19 protein-coding genes and 1 tRNA gene are annotated in these 14,502 nt (G+C 72.2%); 17 read left to right on the top strand and 3 right to left on the bottom strand.

Going from position 1 to position 14,502, the window contains the following annotated elements; translation table 11 throughout:
* Positions 1-48: 48 nt before the first annotated feature.
* The 9 genes from eno to Q1B24_RS07345 all read left to right on the top strand — a co-directional run bounded on the left by eno (position 49) and on the right by Q1B24_RS07345 (position 6,524).
* A complete protein-coding gene (gene eno / locus Q1B24_RS07385) occupies positions 49-1,326 on the top strand; it encodes a phosphopyruvate hydratase (protein ID WP_299925621.1) in 1,278 nt (425 codons plus the stop codon).
* Positions 1,327-1,345: 19 nt separating this feature from the next.
* On the top strand, positions 1,346-1,972 hold the full coding sequence (locus Q1B24_RS07380) for a septum formation initiator family protein (protein ID WP_299925619.1): 627 nt from the start codon (positions 1,346-1,348) through the stop codon (positions 1,970-1,972).
* A 32-nt stretch (positions 1,973-2,004) separates the two neighbouring features.
* Positions 2,005-2,529 (top strand): DUF501 domain-containing protein, encoded by a 525-nt coding sequence (locus Q1B24_RS07375; RefSeq protein WP_299926418.1) that lies wholly within the window; start codon positions 2,005-2,007, stop codon positions 2,527-2,529.
* A gap of 4 nt (positions 2,530-2,533) precedes the next feature.
* Complete coding sequence (locus Q1B24_RS07370; protein ID WP_299925617.1) at positions 2,534-3,466, top strand: exopolyphosphatase; 933 nt, start codon at positions 2,534-2,536, stop codon at positions 3,464-3,466.
* The gene (locus tag Q1B24_RS07365) at positions 3,463-4,296 is read left to right on the top strand and encodes a uracil-DNA glycosylase (protein WP_299925615.1); all 834 of its coding nucleotides are present in this window, start codon (positions 3,463-3,465) and stop codon (positions 4,294-4,296) included. Before Q1B24_RS07370 ends, Q1B24_RS07365 begins: the two co-directional genes overlap by 4 nt.
* A 24-nt stretch (positions 4,297-4,320) precedes the next feature.
* The gene (locus tag Q1B24_RS07360) at positions 4,321-4,839 is read left to right on the top strand and encodes an ACT domain-containing protein (RefSeq protein WP_299925613.1); all 519 of its coding nucleotides are present in this window, start codon (positions 4,321-4,323) and stop codon (positions 4,837-4,839) included.
* Between the two features lie 11 nt (positions 4,840-4,850).
* Positions 4,851-5,408: a peptide deformylase gene (gene def / locus Q1B24_RS07355; protein ID WP_299925611.1), complete on the top strand. Its 558-nt coding sequence runs from the start codon at positions 4,851-4,853 to the stop codon at positions 5,406-5,408.
* Positions 5,409-5,426: 18 nt separating this feature from the next.
* Positions 5,427-5,500 (top strand) — tRNA-Leu (locus Q1B24_RS07350).
* Positions 5,501-5,672: 172 nt separating this feature from the next.
* Positions 5,673-6,524 (top strand): Bax inhibitor-1/YccA family protein, encoded by an 852-nt coding sequence (locus Q1B24_RS07345; RefSeq protein ID WP_299925608.1) that lies wholly within the window; start codon positions 5,673-5,675, stop codon positions 6,522-6,524.
* Between the two features lie 133 nt (positions 6,525-6,657).
* Here the strand turns inward: Q1B24_RS07345 and Q1B24_RS07340 are convergent, their stop codons facing one another.
* A complete protein-coding gene (locus Q1B24_RS07340) occupies positions 6,658-7,710 on the bottom strand; it encodes an SGNH/GDSL hydrolase family protein (protein WP_299925605.1) in 1,053 nt (350 codons plus the stop codon).
* A 62-nt stretch (positions 7,711-7,772) separates the two neighbouring features.
* On the opposite strand from Q1B24_RS07340, the gene Q1B24_RS07335 reads away from it, so the two are divergent.
* Genes Q1B24_RS07335 through Q1B24_RS07315 form a run of 5 tightly spaced genes read left to right on the top strand, consistent with a single transcriptional unit; the run spans position 7,773 to position 12,105 of the window.
* Entirely contained in the window at positions 7,773-9,179 is a 1,407-nt protein-coding gene (locus Q1B24_RS07335) for a cystathionine beta-synthase (protein ID WP_299925602.1), read from the top strand.
* A gap of 11 nt (positions 9,180-9,190) precedes the next feature.
* Positions 9,191-9,625, top strand: coding sequence for a hypothetical protein (locus Q1B24_RS07330; RefSeq protein ID WP_299925599.1), 435 nt, complete (start codon positions 9,191-9,193; stop codon positions 9,623-9,625).
* A 14-nt stretch (positions 9,626-9,639) separates the two neighbouring features.
* A complete protein-coding gene (locus tag Q1B24_RS07325) occupies positions 9,640-10,419 on the top strand; it encodes a TSUP family transporter (protein ID WP_299925596.1) in 780 nt (259 codons plus the stop codon).
* A 16-nt stretch (positions 10,420-10,435) separates the two neighbouring features.
* Entirely contained in the window at positions 10,436-11,479 is a 1,044-nt protein-coding gene (locus Q1B24_RS07320) for a YhjD/YihY/BrkB family envelope integrity protein (protein WP_299925593.1), read from the top strand.
* A complete protein-coding gene (locus tag Q1B24_RS07315; RefSeq protein WP_299925590.1) occupies positions 11,476-12,105 on the top strand; it encodes a YigZ family protein in 630 nt (209 codons plus the stop codon). The genes Q1B24_RS07320 and Q1B24_RS07315 overlap by 4 nt, the downstream gene beginning before the upstream one ends.
* A 15-nt stretch (positions 12,106-12,120) precedes the next feature.
* Here Q1B24_RS07315 and Q1B24_RS07310 read toward each other — a convergent pair whose 3' ends face one another.
* A complete protein-coding gene (locus Q1B24_RS07310; RefSeq protein WP_299925586.1) occupies positions 12,121-12,465 on the bottom strand; it encodes a YchJ family metal-binding protein in 345 nt (114 codons plus the stop codon).
* A gap of 50 nt (positions 12,466-12,515) precedes the next feature.
* Here Q1B24_RS07310 and Q1B24_RS07305 point away from each other — a divergent pair, with 50 nt between their 5' ends.
* Complete coding sequence (locus Q1B24_RS07305; RefSeq protein ID WP_299925583.1) at positions 12,516-13,067, top strand: hypothetical protein; 552 nt, start codon at positions 12,516-12,518, stop codon at positions 13,065-13,067.
* A 25-nt stretch (positions 13,068-13,092) separates the two neighbouring features.
* Positions 13,093-13,497: a DUF664 domain-containing protein gene (locus Q1B24_RS07300; protein ID WP_299925580.1), complete on the top strand. Its 405-nt coding sequence runs from the start codon at positions 13,093-13,095 to the stop codon at positions 13,495-13,497.
* 4 nt (positions 13,498-13,501) lie between these two features.
* Here Q1B24_RS07300 and Q1B24_RS07295 read toward each other — a convergent pair whose 3' ends face one another.
* Positions 13,502-13,885 carry a VOC family protein gene (locus Q1B24_RS07295; RefSeq protein ID WP_299925577.1) on the bottom strand — a complete coding sequence of 128 codons (384 nt, stop codon included), beginning with the start codon at positions 13,883-13,885 and terminating at the stop codon, positions 13,502-13,504.
* 96 nt (positions 13,886-13,981) lie between these two features.
* Here Q1B24_RS07295 and Q1B24_RS07290 point away from each other — a divergent pair, with 96 nt between their 5' ends.
* Complete coding sequence (locus tag Q1B24_RS07290; protein ID WP_299925573.1) at positions 13,982-14,464, top strand: GNAT family N-acetyltransferase; 483 nt, start codon at positions 13,982-13,984, stop codon at positions 14,462-14,464.
* Positions 14,465-14,502: the final 38 nt, after the last annotated feature.

Raw genomic sequence — 14,502 nt, 5'->3', positions numbered from 1 at the left:
GGCTAGGCTGGCGCTGACCCAGGACGTCCCCTCTTCAGGAGCTCTGCCATGTCGATCATCGCTGCAGTCGGTGCCCGCGAAATCCTCGATTCGCGCGGCAACCCCACCGTCGAGGTGGAGGTGTTGCTCGAGGACGGAGCGTTCGGACGCGCGGCCGTGCCCAGCGGCGCCTCGACCGGCGCCTTCGAGGCGGTGGAGCTGCGCGACGGTGGCAAGCGCTACCTCGGCAAGGGCGTGCAGAAGGCCGTCGACGGCGTCATCGACACGATCGCCGGCGCGGTCGTCGGCCTCGACGCCGACGACCAGCGCCTGATCGACCAGACGATGCTCGACCTCGACGGCACCGCCAACAAGGCCAAGCTGGGGGCCAACGCGATCCTCGGCGTCTCCCTCGCCACCGCGAAGGCGGCCGCCGAGTCGGCCGGGCTGCCGCTGTTCCGCTACGTCGGCGGACCCAACGCCCACCTGCTGCCGGTGCCGATGATGAACATCCTCAACGGTGGCTCGCACGCCGACTCCAACGTCGACGTGCAGGAGTTCATGATCGCCCCGATCGGCGCGGCGACCTTCCGCGAGGCGCTCCAGCAGGGCGCGGAGGTCTACCACGCCCTCAAGGCCGTGCTGAAGAAGAAGGGCCTCTCGACCGGTCTCGGCGACGAGGGCGGCTTCGCCCCGAACCTCGAGAGCAACCGTGCCGCGCTCGACCTGATCGCCGAGGCGGTCAAGTCCGCCGGCTTCGCCCTGGGCAAGGACATCGCGCTCGCGATGGACGTCGCCGCCAGCGAGTTCTTCGACAAGAAGTCCTACACCTTCGAGGGCAAGAAGCTGAAGAGCGACGACATGGTCGCCTACTACGCCGACCTCGTCGCCAGCTACCCGATCGTCTCCCTCGAGGACCCGCTCGACGAGGAGGACTGGGACGGCTGGAAGGCCATCACCGAGAACCTGGGCGACCTGACCCAGATCGTCGGCGACGACCTGTTCGTCACCAACGTCGAGCGCCTCCAGCGCGGCATCGACGGCGGCCAGGCCAACGCCATGCTGGTCAAGGTCAACCAGATCGGGTCGCTCACCGAGACCCTCGACGCCGTCGAGCTCGCCCACCGCGCGGGCTTCCGCAACATGATGAGCCACCGCTCCGGCGAGACCGAGGACACCACCATCGCCGACCTCGCCGTGGCCACCAACTGCGGCCAGATCAAGACCGGTGCACCGGCGCGCTCGGACCGCGTCGCGAAGTACAACCAGCTGCTCCGCATCGAGGACGAGCTGGGTGACGCGGCTCGCTACGCCGGACGGGGTGCCTTCCCGCGATTCGGCGGCTGAAGCAGGCAGACTGGGCGGCATGCCTTCCCAGCGCCGTACGCCTCGGGGCGGGCCCGGAGGGTCGCGCGGTCCGAGGCAGGGCTCCAGCACGCACCCCGGCTCCCGCGGCTCACGGCCGCGGGGGGCCGGGACGCGTACGACGTCCTCCCGCACCGCGGCACCGGTCGCCGCGTCCGTGCGTCCGGCCGCCCCACGCAGCACGACGCGTCGACCGCGGTTCACGGGGCGCGCTGCGGTGCTGGTCCTGGTCCTGGCAGTGCTGACGGTGTCCTACGCGTCGTCGCTGCGGGCCTACCTCCAGCAGCGCTCCCACATCGGCGACCTCAAGGCGCAGATCGCCGAGCGCGAGGCCAGCATCAACGACCTCGAGCGGGAGAAGAGGCGTTGGGACGACCCGGCCTACGTCAAGGCGCAGGCTCGTGCGAGGTTCGGCTACCTGATGCCGGGTGAGGCAGGGTTCGAGGTCATCGGCCCCGACGGCAAGCCCCTCGAGGCGCAGGCCTCGCTCAACGACCCGGACGACGTGATCAAGACCGTGCCCAAGGCCTGGTGGACCGCGGCCTGGGAGTCGATGGAGCTGGCCGGCAACCCGCCCCCGCCCGACCAGGAGCCGGTCGACCTCATCGACGGGACGAAGAAGCAGTGAGCGACGACGAGACCCCCCGCGACAACCCACGCATCGACGCAGCCGACGAGGCCGTGATCCGCGCCCAGCTCAAGCGGCGACCCCGCGGCATCGACTCGGTCGGGCACCGGTGCCCCTGCGGCAACCCGGACGTGGTGACCACCGAGCCGCGGTTGCCCAACGGCACGCCGTTCCCGACGACCTTCTACCTCACCTGCCCGCGGGCGGCGTCCCGCATCGGCACCCTCGAGGGCACCCATGTGATGAAGGAGATGCAGGAGCGGCTCGGCACCGACGAGGAGCTCGCGGCGGCCTATCGCACGGCGCACGAGCGCTACCTGGAGTTCCGCGCCGAGGTGGGGGAGCGGGCCGGGCTCGACGTTCCCGAGATCGACGGCATCAGCGCGGGTGGCATGCCCGACCGGGTCAAGTGCCTCCACGTCCTCGCCGGCCAGTCGCTCGCCATGGGGCGCGGGGTCAACCCGCTCGGCGACGAGGTCCTCGACCGGCTCGGCGACTGGTGGGCGTCGGGGCCGTGCGTCGAGCGTCCCCCTGCTCCATCACGCGCTGCACCATGACCCGATGAGCACTTCCGAGACGACCGTCGCGGCCATCGACTGCGGGACCAACTCCATCAAGGTCCTGATCGGGGTCGTGCGCGAGGACGGACAGCTCGACGTCGCGCTGCGCGACTCCCGCGTCGTACGCCTCGGGCAGGGCGTCGACCGCACCGGCGTGCTGGCCGAGGAGGCGCTGGAGCGCACCTTCGCGGCGATCGACGAGTTCGCCGAGGTGCTCCGCGACCACGGCGTCCCGCCCGAGCGGCTGCGCTTCTGCGCCACGTCCGCCACCCGCGACGCCAGCAACTCAGCCGTCTTCGCCGAGGGCGTACGCCGTCGGCTGGGCATCGAGCCGGAGGTGCTGTCCGGCGACAAGGAGGCCGCGCTGGTCTACGCCGGCGCCATCGCCGCGCAGGTCCCGATGCCGCCCGAGCCGGTGCTCGTCGTCGACATCGGCGGCGGGTCGACCGAGCTGGTGCTGGGCCACGGTGACGACCGGCGGGCGGTGTCCATGGACATCGGCTCCGTCCGGCTCCACGAGCGCCACCTGCACGGTGACCCGCCGACCGCCGAGGAGGTCGCGGCCTGCGTCGCCGACATCGACCGGCACCTCGACGACTCCGGCATCCCGCTCGGGCGGGCCCGGACCGTCGTCGGCACCTCGGGCACGATCAAGACCCTCGCGTGCGGCGTGCTCGGTCTGGCCTCCTACGACCGCGAGGCCTTCGACGGTGCCGTCCTGCCCAACGCCGCCACCGCCTCCTACGTCGCCGACCTGCTCGCCATGACGGTCGAGGAGCGACGGGCCCTGCCCTACATGCACCCCGGCCGCGCCGACGTCATCGGTGCGGGAGCCCTGATCTGGGCCCGCATCCTCGACCGGGTGCCGGGCATCGACCACGTCGTCTCCGAGGCCGACATCCTGCACGGCATCGCTGCCGCGATCGCGCGATGACGGGGCCGGTCCTCCTTCCGCACCCGGTCGTCGGCGGGGCGTTCACCAGCCCGGTCGCCCCGGGTGCCGGGTGGCCCGACGACCCCGGCGCCCCCGACACGCCCGTGGCACGCGACGCCGACGACGTACGCCGTCTCGCCCACGACGCCCCGCTGGCCGAGCTCGACGCCCGGGTGAGCGTGTGCTCGGCGTGCCCGCGGCTGGTGGCGTGGCGCGAGGGTGTCGCGGTCGAGAAGCGGGCGTCGTTCGCCGACCAGCCCTACTGGGGGCGTCCGATCCCGGGCTGGGGCGACCCCGAGCCGTCGCTGCTCGTCGTCGGGCTGGCCCCGGCGGCCAACGGCGGCAACCGGACCGGCCGGATCTTCACCGGCGACCCGAGCGCCGACTGGCTGTTCGCGAGCCTGCACCGCACCGGGTGGGCGGTGCAGGACACCAGCGAGCACGCCGGCGACGGGCAGCAGCTGATCGGGGCCCGCATGGTGGCCACCGTGAGGTGCGCACCTCCGGACAACAAGCCGACCGCGGTCGAGCGTGACACCTGCGCGCCGTGGATCGCCGCCGAGCTGGCGCTGCTGCCCACCGTTCGCGCGGTCGTGGCGCTCGGAGCGTTCGGGTGGGACGGTGCCGTGCGCTCGCTGGTCGCGGCCGGGGCGCCCGCGCCGCCCAGGCGGCCGAAGTTCGCCCACGGCGCGGAGGTGGTGCTGGGTGACGTCACCCTCCTCGGCTGCTACCACCCCTCGCCCCACAACACCTACACCCGTCGGCTCACCCGCGAGATGACCGACGAGGTCTTCGTGCGGGCGCGGGCGCTGGCCGGGCCGGGGCGCTGACACGGGCGCTGCCACAATGGAGGGGTGACCCTCCACGCCATCACCGTCCTCGGCCACGACCGTCCCGGCATCATCGCCGAGACCACCGACAAGCTCGCCGGGCTGGGCCTCAACCTCGAGGACTCGACGATGACCCTGCTGCGCGGCCACTTCGCGATGATGCTCGTGTGCGAGGGTGCGGCGCCCGACGCCGAGATCGAGCAGGCCCTGGCGCCCCTCACCGCTGACGGCAGCCTCACCGTGACCGTCCGGGAGGTCCCCGCCGAGCACGCGGAGGCCGGTGCCGGGACCTCGTGGGTGCTGTCGGTCCACGGCGGGGACCGTCCCGGGATCGTGTCGGCCGTCGTCGCGGTGATCGCCGGCGTCGGCGGCAACATCACCGACCTCACCACCCGGCTCGCCGGTGACCTCTACCTGCTCGTCGCCGAGGTCGACCTGCCGGCGGACGCCGACGTGGCCGCCGTCGAGGACGAGCTGGCACGCGTCGCCGGGGACCTCGGTGTGGGCGTCACGCTCCGCCCGGCCGACACCGACGAGCTCTGAGCGCCACCGTCATGGCCGTCAACACCCGGGTCCTGGAGTGGACCGAGACCGACCTCGGCGTGGCCGGGGAGCAGCGCGAGGTCGTCCGCGCACCCGCGGCCGTGCTCTCCGCCGTCGGCGAGACGGTCGACCCGACCTCGCCCGACGTCGTACGCCTCGCCGCCGACCTCGTCGCCACGATGCGGGTCTCGCCCGGCTGCGTCGGCCTGGCCGCGCCCCAGGTCGGGGTGGGCGCCAAGGTGTTCTGCGTCGACGTCTCCGAGCACCCCAAGACCCGCGGGCACCACGGCACCTTCGTGCTCTGCAACGCCGAGGTCGTCTCCGGCAGCCGCAACGAGAAGGCACGCGAGGGGTGCATGTCGGTCCCCGACTTCACGGGCGACGTCAAGCGCCCGAGCCGGATCGTCGTACGAGGCCAGCTGCCCGGCACCGGAGAGCAGGTCGAGCTCGAGACCGAGGCGTTCGAGGCGCGGGCGCTGCAGCACGAGATCGACCACTGCGACGGCATGCTCTTCCTCGACCGCGCGGCCGGGGCGCACGCCGTCTACGCTCGGAAGACCTACCTCTGACCTGGCTCACAGGTCGTCGCCCCGGTATCCCAACCGGTAGAGGAAGCGGTCTTAAAAACCGCACAGTCTGGGTTCGAACCCCAGCCGGGGCACCGCGGGCCAGCCCTGCGTACATCCTGAGAAGTTCCTGTGACGGGAACAGCGTGCCGTCGGCCCACGTTTGAAGTGGTGTCACCCCGGCTAGAGTGAGGTGACGCACCCGGGCGCCGTCACTGACGGCGTCGACCCTCCGGAGGTTCCGGAGGCGGCCTCCAAGGAGAGACCATGAGAAGCAACAACCCTGTCTTTGCCCGTTCCGAGGAGTTCAACCGAGCCTCCTCCAACGCCTACGGCAACCAGACCTACCCCGCCGGTGGGTCGTCCTACCCCGGATACGGCGACACCGGCACCGACCCCTCGCAGTGGGGCACCGGCACGCCCGGGCAGGTGGACCAGGGCCGGATGACGGTCGACTCGGTCGTCCAGAAGACCGCGATCTCGGTCGCCCTCGTCTTCGCCGCGGCCTTCGCCACGTGGTGGTGGATCGGTGACGTCACCGACAACGCCGACCTCGGACAGGTCGGCATGCTGGCGATGCTCGGTGCCGGCGGCGCATTCCTGCTCTCGCTGGTGAACTCGTTCAAGCGGATGATCAGCCCCGCCCTGGTGATGGCGTTCGCCCTGGCCGAGGGTGTGGCGCTCGGCGCGATCAGCGCGCTGTTCGAGGCCCAGTACCCCGGCATCGTGATGAGTGCCGTCCTCGGCACGTTCGCTGCCTTCGCCGGCACCCTCGCGGCCTACAAGTTCCTCAACATCAAGGTCGGCGACAAGTTCCGTCGCGGCGTCATCGCCGGCATGTTCGGCATGGTGGGCCTCGGCCTGCTGTCGCTGGTGCTCAGCCTCTTCGGCATCCAGTCGCCGCTCTACGGCAACGGCCCGATCGGCTTCCTCTTCGCCCTCGCCGGCCTCGTGCTCGGTGTGTTCATGCTGATCCTCGACTTCGACTTCGTGGAGAACGGCGTCGCCGCCGGCCTCCCCGAGCGCGAGTCGTGGCGCGCGGCCTTCGGCCTGACCGTCAGCCTGGTCTGGATCTACACCAACCTGCTGCGGATCCTCGCGATCATGCGTGGCGACTGACCCACAAGCCACACCGCACCACCCCGTCGGCCCGCTCGAGCTCAGCTCGGGCGGGCCGACGGCATTTCAAGGCAGCCGTGCCAGGCCGGTGCCAGCGGTGAGCCAAGCGGGTTGTGGGCGGGCAGAACCCGCCTCACTCACCGCCGACGGGGGCGGCGGCCGAGGCGGAGGCGTCGTCGCCGGTCTCCTCGTGCTCACCGGGCGACTCGGCGTCGGTGGAGGGACGGCGGCGACGGTGGCGCAGCTCGACCCAGCGTCCGCGGAGGCCGCGCTGGGTGCCGCCGACCTCGGTGCCGTCGACCTCGGTGCCGGGCGTACGGGCGGCGCGCACGGCAGCGGCCGCGACCGGGAGGATGCCCTCGCGGCGGCGCGGCTCCGGGACGGCCTCGTCGGCGGGCAGGAGGTCGAGGGCTGCGAGGCAGGAGGGGATGAGCACCGACGAGAGCTGCTTGTAGCCGTCGGCGGACGGGTGGAAGCGGTCGGGACCGAACAGCAGGGCGGGGGCGGCGTCGAACTCCGGGCCGAGGATGTCGCCGACGGACACCGACCGGCCGCCGTTCTCCACGACGGTGATGGTCTGCGCGGCCGCGAGCCGGCGCGACCACTCGCGCGCCACCTGCTTGAGCGGCTGGGGGATGGGCCGGATCGTGCCGAGGTCGGGGCAGGTGCCGACGACCACCGCGATGCCCTCCTCGCGCAGGCGGCGTACGCCCTCGGCGAGGTGGCGCACCGACGCGGACGGCAGCACGGTGTGGGTGACGTCGTTGGCGCCGATGAGGACGACAGCGAGGTCGGGGTGGGTGCCGAGGGCGGCGTCGACCTGCTCGGCCAGCGCGCTCGACTGGGCGCCGACGACCGCGAAGGAGCGCAGGTGCACCCGCCGGTCGGCCTGGGCCGCGACCCCGGTGGCGAGGTGGGCGCCGGTGGTGTCCTCGACGCGGTCGACGCCGTAGCCGGCCGCGGAGGAGTCGCCGAGCAGGGCGATCCGGATCGCCGGGCCCGGCCGGCCGCGGCCGTACCAGCCCGTCGCCTGCGGAGGTACGTCGGTCGCGTTGCCGATCAGCCGCCGCGCGATCTTCGCCTCGGCGACCAGGACCCCGTAGAGCCCGGCGCCGAGCACGGAGAGTCCGCCGCCGCCCAGGGCGGCGGCCGATGCCAGCTTGCGTGCTGCTCCAGTTGCCCCCACGGCCCCGATGCTACGCAACCGGCAGTGACGGCTACGGACGAGTAGACGGCTAGATTGACCGGGTGCAGTACGTGAACTCGCTCCTCGACCTGATCGGCAACACCCCGCTCGTCCGGCTCAGCCGGACCCTCGACCTCCCCGGAGCAGACGCAGGCGGCGACGCCGACGGCCCGCTGGTCCTGGCGAAGGTGGAGTACCTCAACCCCGGCGGGTCGGTGAAGGACCGCATCGCGTCGCGGATGATCGAGGCCGCCGAGGCCTCGGGCGAGCTGCAGCCCGGCGGCACGATCGTCGAGCCGACCTCCGGCAACACCGGCGTCGGGCTCGCGATGGTGGCCCAGCAGAAGGGCTACTCCTGCATCTTCGTGTGCCCCGACAAGGTCAGCGAGGACAAGCGCAACGTGCTCAAGGCCTACGGCGCCGAGGTCGTGGTCTGCCCGACCGCCGTCGCGCCGGAGCACCCCGACTCCTACTACAACGTGAGCGACCGGCTCTCCAAGCAGCCCGGCGCCTGGAAGCCCGACCAGTACTCCAACCCGCACAACCCCCGCTCCCACTACGAGACCACCGGTCCGGAGATCTGGGAGCAGACGGAGGGGAAGATCACCCACTTCGTCACGGGCATGGGCACCGGCGGCACGATCAGCGGGGTCGGGCGCTACCTCAAGGAGCAGAACCCTGACATCCAGGTCATCGGCGCCGACCCGGCCGGCTCGGTCTACTCCGGCGGCACCGGTCGGCCCTACCTCGTCGAGGGCGTCGGTGAGGACTTCTGGCCCGAGACCTACGACCGGGGCGTGGCCGACCGCGTCATCGAGGTCTCCGACGCCGACTCCTTCGCCTTCACGCGCCGCCTCGCGCGCGAGGAGGCCATGCTGGTCGGCGGCTCCGCGGGCATGGCCGCCTTCGCCGCCCGCCAGGTCGCCCACGAGCTCGCCGCCGAGGGACGCACCGACGCCGTCGTCGTCGTCCTGCTGCCCGACTCCGGTCGCGGCTACCTGACCAAGGTCTTCAACGACGACTGGCTCGCCCAGTACGGCTTCGCCACCGGCGCGCGGGCCGACCACCGCACCGTCGGTGAGGTGCTGCGCGGCAAGTCGGGCCAGCTGCCCGACCTGGTCCACACCCACCCGGGCGAGACGATCGCCGAGGCCGTCCACATCCTGCAGGAGTACGGCGTCAGCCAGATGCCCGTCGTCCGCGCCGAGCCGCCGATCGTGGCGGCGGAGGTCGCGGGGTCGGTGTCCGAGCGCACCCTGCTGGACGCCCTCTTCGCCGGCACCGCGAAGCTGACCGACCAGGTCGAGGACCACATGTCGCCGGCTCTGCCGACGATCGGCTCGACCGAGGCCGCTGCCGACGCCGTGCACCTGCTCGAGAAGGCCGACGCCGTGCTCGTCCACGAGGACGGCAAGCCCATCGGCGTGCTGACCCGGCAGGACCTGCTCACCTTCGTGGCCGCCTCGTGAGGCGCCTCGGCGTGAGGCGCACCGCGACCGTGCTGGCCGTCCTCGCCTGCCTCGGTGCGCTCGGCGCCTGCGGCGACGACGGCAGCGACGGCGCGAGCACCGATCCGGTCGAGGTGGAGGTCGGCAAGGCCTTCACCTGGAACGGCTTCGCGGTCGAGGACGGCTGGGAGCTCACGGCGATCGAGCGCTCGGTCAGCATGGAGGAGGTGGTCACCCCGGAGGTCAAGGGCACGATCAAGAACACCTCCGACGAGGAGCGGGCCGCGCTGTTCGAGATGGTGTTCTCCGCCGACGGCTCCGAGCTGGCGACGGTCAACTGCTCGGCCCGCAAGATGCTCCCCGACCAGTCGCAGCAGTTCGTCTGCCCCGGACTCAGCGCCACCATGCCCGAGGACTACGACGCGGTCGTGGTGCAGGAGTACGGCCGAGACACCACCTCCAGCTGACGTGGGGCCCCGACATGGGTGACCTCTCCGTCGAGGTCATCCTCTTCCTGGTGCTCGCGGCGCTGGCCGCGGGCTTCGTCGACGCGGTGGTCGGTGGCGGCGGCCTGATCCAGCTGCCCGCCCTGCTGCTCGGCCTGCCGGGCGCGTCGGTGGTGCAGATCGCGGCGACCAACAAGCTCTCCTCGTTCTGCGGCACCTCGATCAGCGCGGCGACGTACGTCCGGCGCATCCGTCCCGACCCCCGCACGTTCCTGCCGCTGATGGTCGCTGCAGGGCTCGGGTCGGCCGGCGGCGCCCTCGTCGCATCACAGCTGCCGCGCAGCGCTTTCGACCCGATCATCCTGGTCGTGCTGGTGCTCGTCGGTGCCTACGTGTGGTTCAAGCCGAGCGTCGGCGAGCTCACCAACCTGCGGTTCCAGGGCGGTCAGCACCTCAGCGCCGTCGTGGTCACCGGGCTGGCAATCGGCTTCTACGACGGTGCGATCGGGCCGGGGACGGGATCGTTCTTCGTCTTCGCGCTGGTGGGCCTGCTCGGCTACAACTTCCTCGAGGCCTCCGCCAAGGCCAAGCTCGCCAACTGGGCGACCAACCTGGCCGCGCTCGCCGTCTTCATCCCGCAGGGTGCGGTCATCTGGGACCTCGCCCTGGTGATGGCCGCCGCCAACGTGACGGGCGGCTACGTCGGCGCCCGGACCGCGATGGCGCGGGGCGCCCGCTTCGTGCGCGTGTTCTTCCTCGTCGTCGTCGCCGGGTTCGTCGTACGGCTCGGCGGCCAGCTGCTCGGCTGGTGGTGACGGTAGCCTCCACCTCGTGGGAGCGGTCTCGGCAGTCGACGGGTTCCAGCGGCGGCACCGGGTGCTCGGCTTCCCGATCGCCGTCGTCTACAAGTACTTCGACGACCAGGGCCCCTACCTCGCGGCTGCGCTGGCCTACTACGCCTTCATCGCGATCTTCCCGCTGATGCTGCTCGGCACCTCGATCCTGGGCCTGTTCCTGCGGGGTGAGCCCCAGTGGCAGGAGAGCATCCTCAACTCGGCCCTGGCGCAGTTCCCCATCATCGGCGACGAGCTCGGCCGTCCCGACGGGCTCCAGGGGTCGGTCGGTGGTGTGGTCATCGGTGCGCTCGCAGCCCTCTACGGCGCGATGGGCCTCGGCCAGGCGCTGCAGAACACCCAGCACGTGGCGTGGTCGGTGCCGCGCAACAGCCGCCCCAACCCGTTCTACGCGCGCGTCAAGACCCTGCTGCTGCTCCTCACCGCGGGCCTCTCCCTGCTCGCGGTGACGGTGGTCTCGACGATCGCGACCACGACGGACGTCTTCACCGAGCTGATCGGCGGCGGCCTCAAGGCGCTGCTCCCGGTCCTGACGGTGCTGGTGGTCGGCACCGGGTTGACCTACCTCTTCCGCTTCGCCGCCACCGGCCAGCACTCCTTCTGGCGGGCGGCGCCGGGCGGTTTCACGCTCGCCGTCCTGTGGCAGCTGCTGCAGATCGGCGGCGCGGCGTACGTCGACCGCGTGCTGGTCAACACGTCCTCGATGACCAAGACCTTCGGGCTCGTCCTCGGCCTGATCGGCTTCCTGTGGATCGGCGCCGTCATGGCCGTGCTGGCCACCGAGGTCAACGTGGTGCTGGCGCGACGACTGTGGCCGCGGGCGCTGCTCACGCCCTTCACCGACAACGTCCAGCTGACCGAGGCCGACCGGGAGGCCTACGCCCTCTATGCCCGCATGCAGCGGCACAAGGGCTTCGAGAAGGTGATGGTCCAGTGGGACCCCGGTCCGGCGGAGCGTCCAGCGGAAGACGCAGCCGAGGAACCGGCCGAGGACCCAGCCGAGTCGCAGCGACCGGCGTGACGTCCTACCTCACCGTCGCCCGCGACGTGACCGCCGAGGTCGAGGACCGCGGCTCCCGCTTCCTGTGCACGCTGCGGCGGGTCGAGACCGAGGAGGACGCCCGCGCCCTCGTCGCCGCGCTCCGCCGTGAGCACGCGGACGCCCGCCACCACTGCTCGGCCTTCGTGCTGGGCCCGGACGGGGCGGTCCAGCGCTCGTCCGACGACGGTGAGCCTGCGGGCACCGCGGGTGCACCGATGCTGGACGTCCTGCGCGGCGCCGGGGTGAGCGACGTGGCCGCCGTCGTCACCCGCTGGTTCGGCGGCACCCTGCTCGGTGCCGGCGGCCTGGTGCGCGCCTACGGCGACGCGGTGCGCGCGGCCGTGGCACAGGCCGGGCTGCTGCGTCGCACGCTGCTCACCGAGCTCGCCCTGGAGCTCAACCACGCCGACGCCGGCCGGGTGGAGGGGGAGCTGCGCTCACGCGGCGTCGTCGTCCTCGACGTGGCGTACGACGCCCGCGTGCGGCTGCTGCTCGCGGCGGCGCCCGACGAGGTGGGCCGGGTGGGGGCGGCGGTCGCGGCCGCAACTGCGGGGCACGGCCACCTCGAGAGCGTCGGGGAGCGCTGGACCGACTCGGTCAGCTGACGCAGGCCTGTTCGCTCACGTGCCGTCGACGTAGCACCACCGACCGGCACGTTGCTCGAACCTGCTCACCTCGTGCATCTCCCCGCCCTCCCAGGTCGCGACGAACTCGACGGTGTCGCCCTCCGCGGCCAGGACCCGGAGCCCGGTCCAGCGGGTGGCGGGGTCCGGGCGTACGTCGTCGGGCCGGGTTCGCGGGTGCCAGGTGCGGAAGAGGTGGTCGGCGTCCCCGGTGACGAAGGCGGTGTAGCGCGAGCGCATCAGCTGCTCCGGCGAGGTGGCCTGCGCGACGTTGGCGAGCAGCGGTCCGCAGCAGGCGTCGTACGCCTCGCCGATCCCGCAGGGGCACGGAGTGGTGAGCACGGGGCGACGATATCTGGCGCCGTTTGTGTTGCGGTGTAATCATGTAATACATGAAGACAGACGAGAGCCGTCGCGGTCGCCGCGGCGGGTGGCAGGTCGCCGACCTGCCGGACGCCTCCGACGCGTCCGAGTGGTTCCACGGGCGCCTGCCCGAGGCATGGTTCAGCGCGGTCGACGTCACCGTCGACCGCGAGGAGATCCTGGTCGTCGGCACCTTGGTGGTGGACAGCTCGGCCGACGACGTCAGCGCAGCCGAGGCCGAGGGCCGCATCGGCCGCTTCCGCTCCGAGACCAAGACCGAGCGCATCCAGATCGCCCGCGAGGCCCAGGCGCGCTACGAGCGCAAGGTGTCGTGGGGGGTGCGGCTCGGCGACACCGAGGCGCTGTTCACCCATGTCGCCGCACCGGTGATGACCCGGCTGCGCCAGCCCGAGCGTCGCGTGCTCGACACCCTGGTCGACGCCGGCGTCGCCCGGTCGCGCTCCGACGCCCTCGCGTGGTCGGTGCGCCTGGTCGGGCAGCACGCCGACGAGTGGCTCGGCCAGCTGCGCGACGCGATGGCGGAGGTCGACAAGCTGCGCGGCGAGGGTCCGACCCTCTGACCCACCCGGCCCGTCGAACGGACCGATGGACGCGGCGGCCGTACGCGGCACGCTCAGCGAGCGGCGTACGGGCGACGTTCGGTCCGTCCGGCGGGCGCGTCACTCGCCCGCCCACGACCCGTCGCCGCCGTGGGACACCGCCCCGTGGGCCGACGACGCCGACTGGGACTGGCACATGGCCGCCGGTCGGTCCCACGCCGAGCTCGACGCCCTGCTCGTCGCGGCGATCGAGCGCTCCGATGCATGCCTCGACGCCGCCCTGGCCGAGGACCCTGACCTCGGCCGGCTCGTCGCGCGCCCGCGACCGCCCGAGAAGGGCGAGACCGCCACCCTGCGCTGGGTGCTGGTCCACATGGTCGAGGAGTACGCCCGCCACGCCGGTCACGCGGACCTCGTCCGCCAGTCCATCGACGGCGCGACCGACGTCTAGTCCTCTAGTTCTCTTGGTGCAGGCAGAGCATGTTGCCGTCCGGATCCTTGAACCACGCCGCCTTCTCGGCGCCCATCACGCACACGTGGTCGACGGTCGTGAGGTCCGGCAGGTCGTAGTCCTCGAAGACGACGCCGCGCCGCTCGAGGTCGCCGATCTCGCCGGTGATGTCGTCGACCTCGAAGCTCATCGCGGTGCTCTCCGACGGACGGCTCTCGGGACGGGGGAGCAGGACGAGCGTGGAGCCGCCGTCCAGGGCGTAGAGGGCGCTGCCCTCGTCGTTGCTCCCGGTGTAGTCGAGCCCCAGGGACTCGGTGTAGAAGGTGCGGGCGCGGTCGACGTCGGTGACCGGCATCATCATCGCGACCGGGCGGTGCGTGAGTGACATGGGGTGCCTCCCTCTCGGCTGGTCACCCCCAGTGTGCGCCTGCCGAGGCGGGGTCGGGAGACTGCTCCAGACCGGTCGGACGGACAGGAGCACGAGATGGGGATCAGGGCGGCGACCGAGGCTGACTGGCCGGCGATCTGGCCCTTCTGGCGCGACATCGTCGAGGCGGGCGAGACCTACGCCTACCCGCTCGGTGCGACCTCGGACCAGGCCCGCGGCTGGTGGTTCGACGGCAGCCGGGTGACCGTCCTCGAGGAGGAGGGCCGCGTCCTCGGCTCCGCCAAGATGGGGCCCAACCGCCCGGGCCGTGGCGCCCACGTCGGCACGGCGTCGTTCATGGTCGACGCGGGTGCACGGGGTCGCGGCGTCGGTCGGCGCCTGGCCGACGACATGGTCGCCTGGCACCGCGAGCAGGGGTTCGCCGGCATCCAGTTCAACGCGGTCGTCGAGACCAACACCGCCGCGGTCCGGCTGTGGCAGGACCTCGGATTCGCGATCGTCGGAACGGTGCCCGGGGCCTTCGAGAGCGCGCAGCACGGCCGGGTCGGCCTGCACGTGATGTACCTCGACCTGGGCTGATCCCTGCCGGATGCGGCGCATTCGGGCTCGCGTCTGGT

The sequence above is a fragment of the uncultured Nocardioides sp. genome, from assembly GCF_947488025.1.
Taxonomy (GTDB): domain Bacteria; phylum Actinomycetota; class Actinomycetes; order Propionibacteriales; family Nocardioidaceae; genus Nocardioides.
The sequence above is the reverse complement of the archived record's forward strand: the minus strand, read 5'-3'. Positions and strand labels throughout refer to the sequence as shown.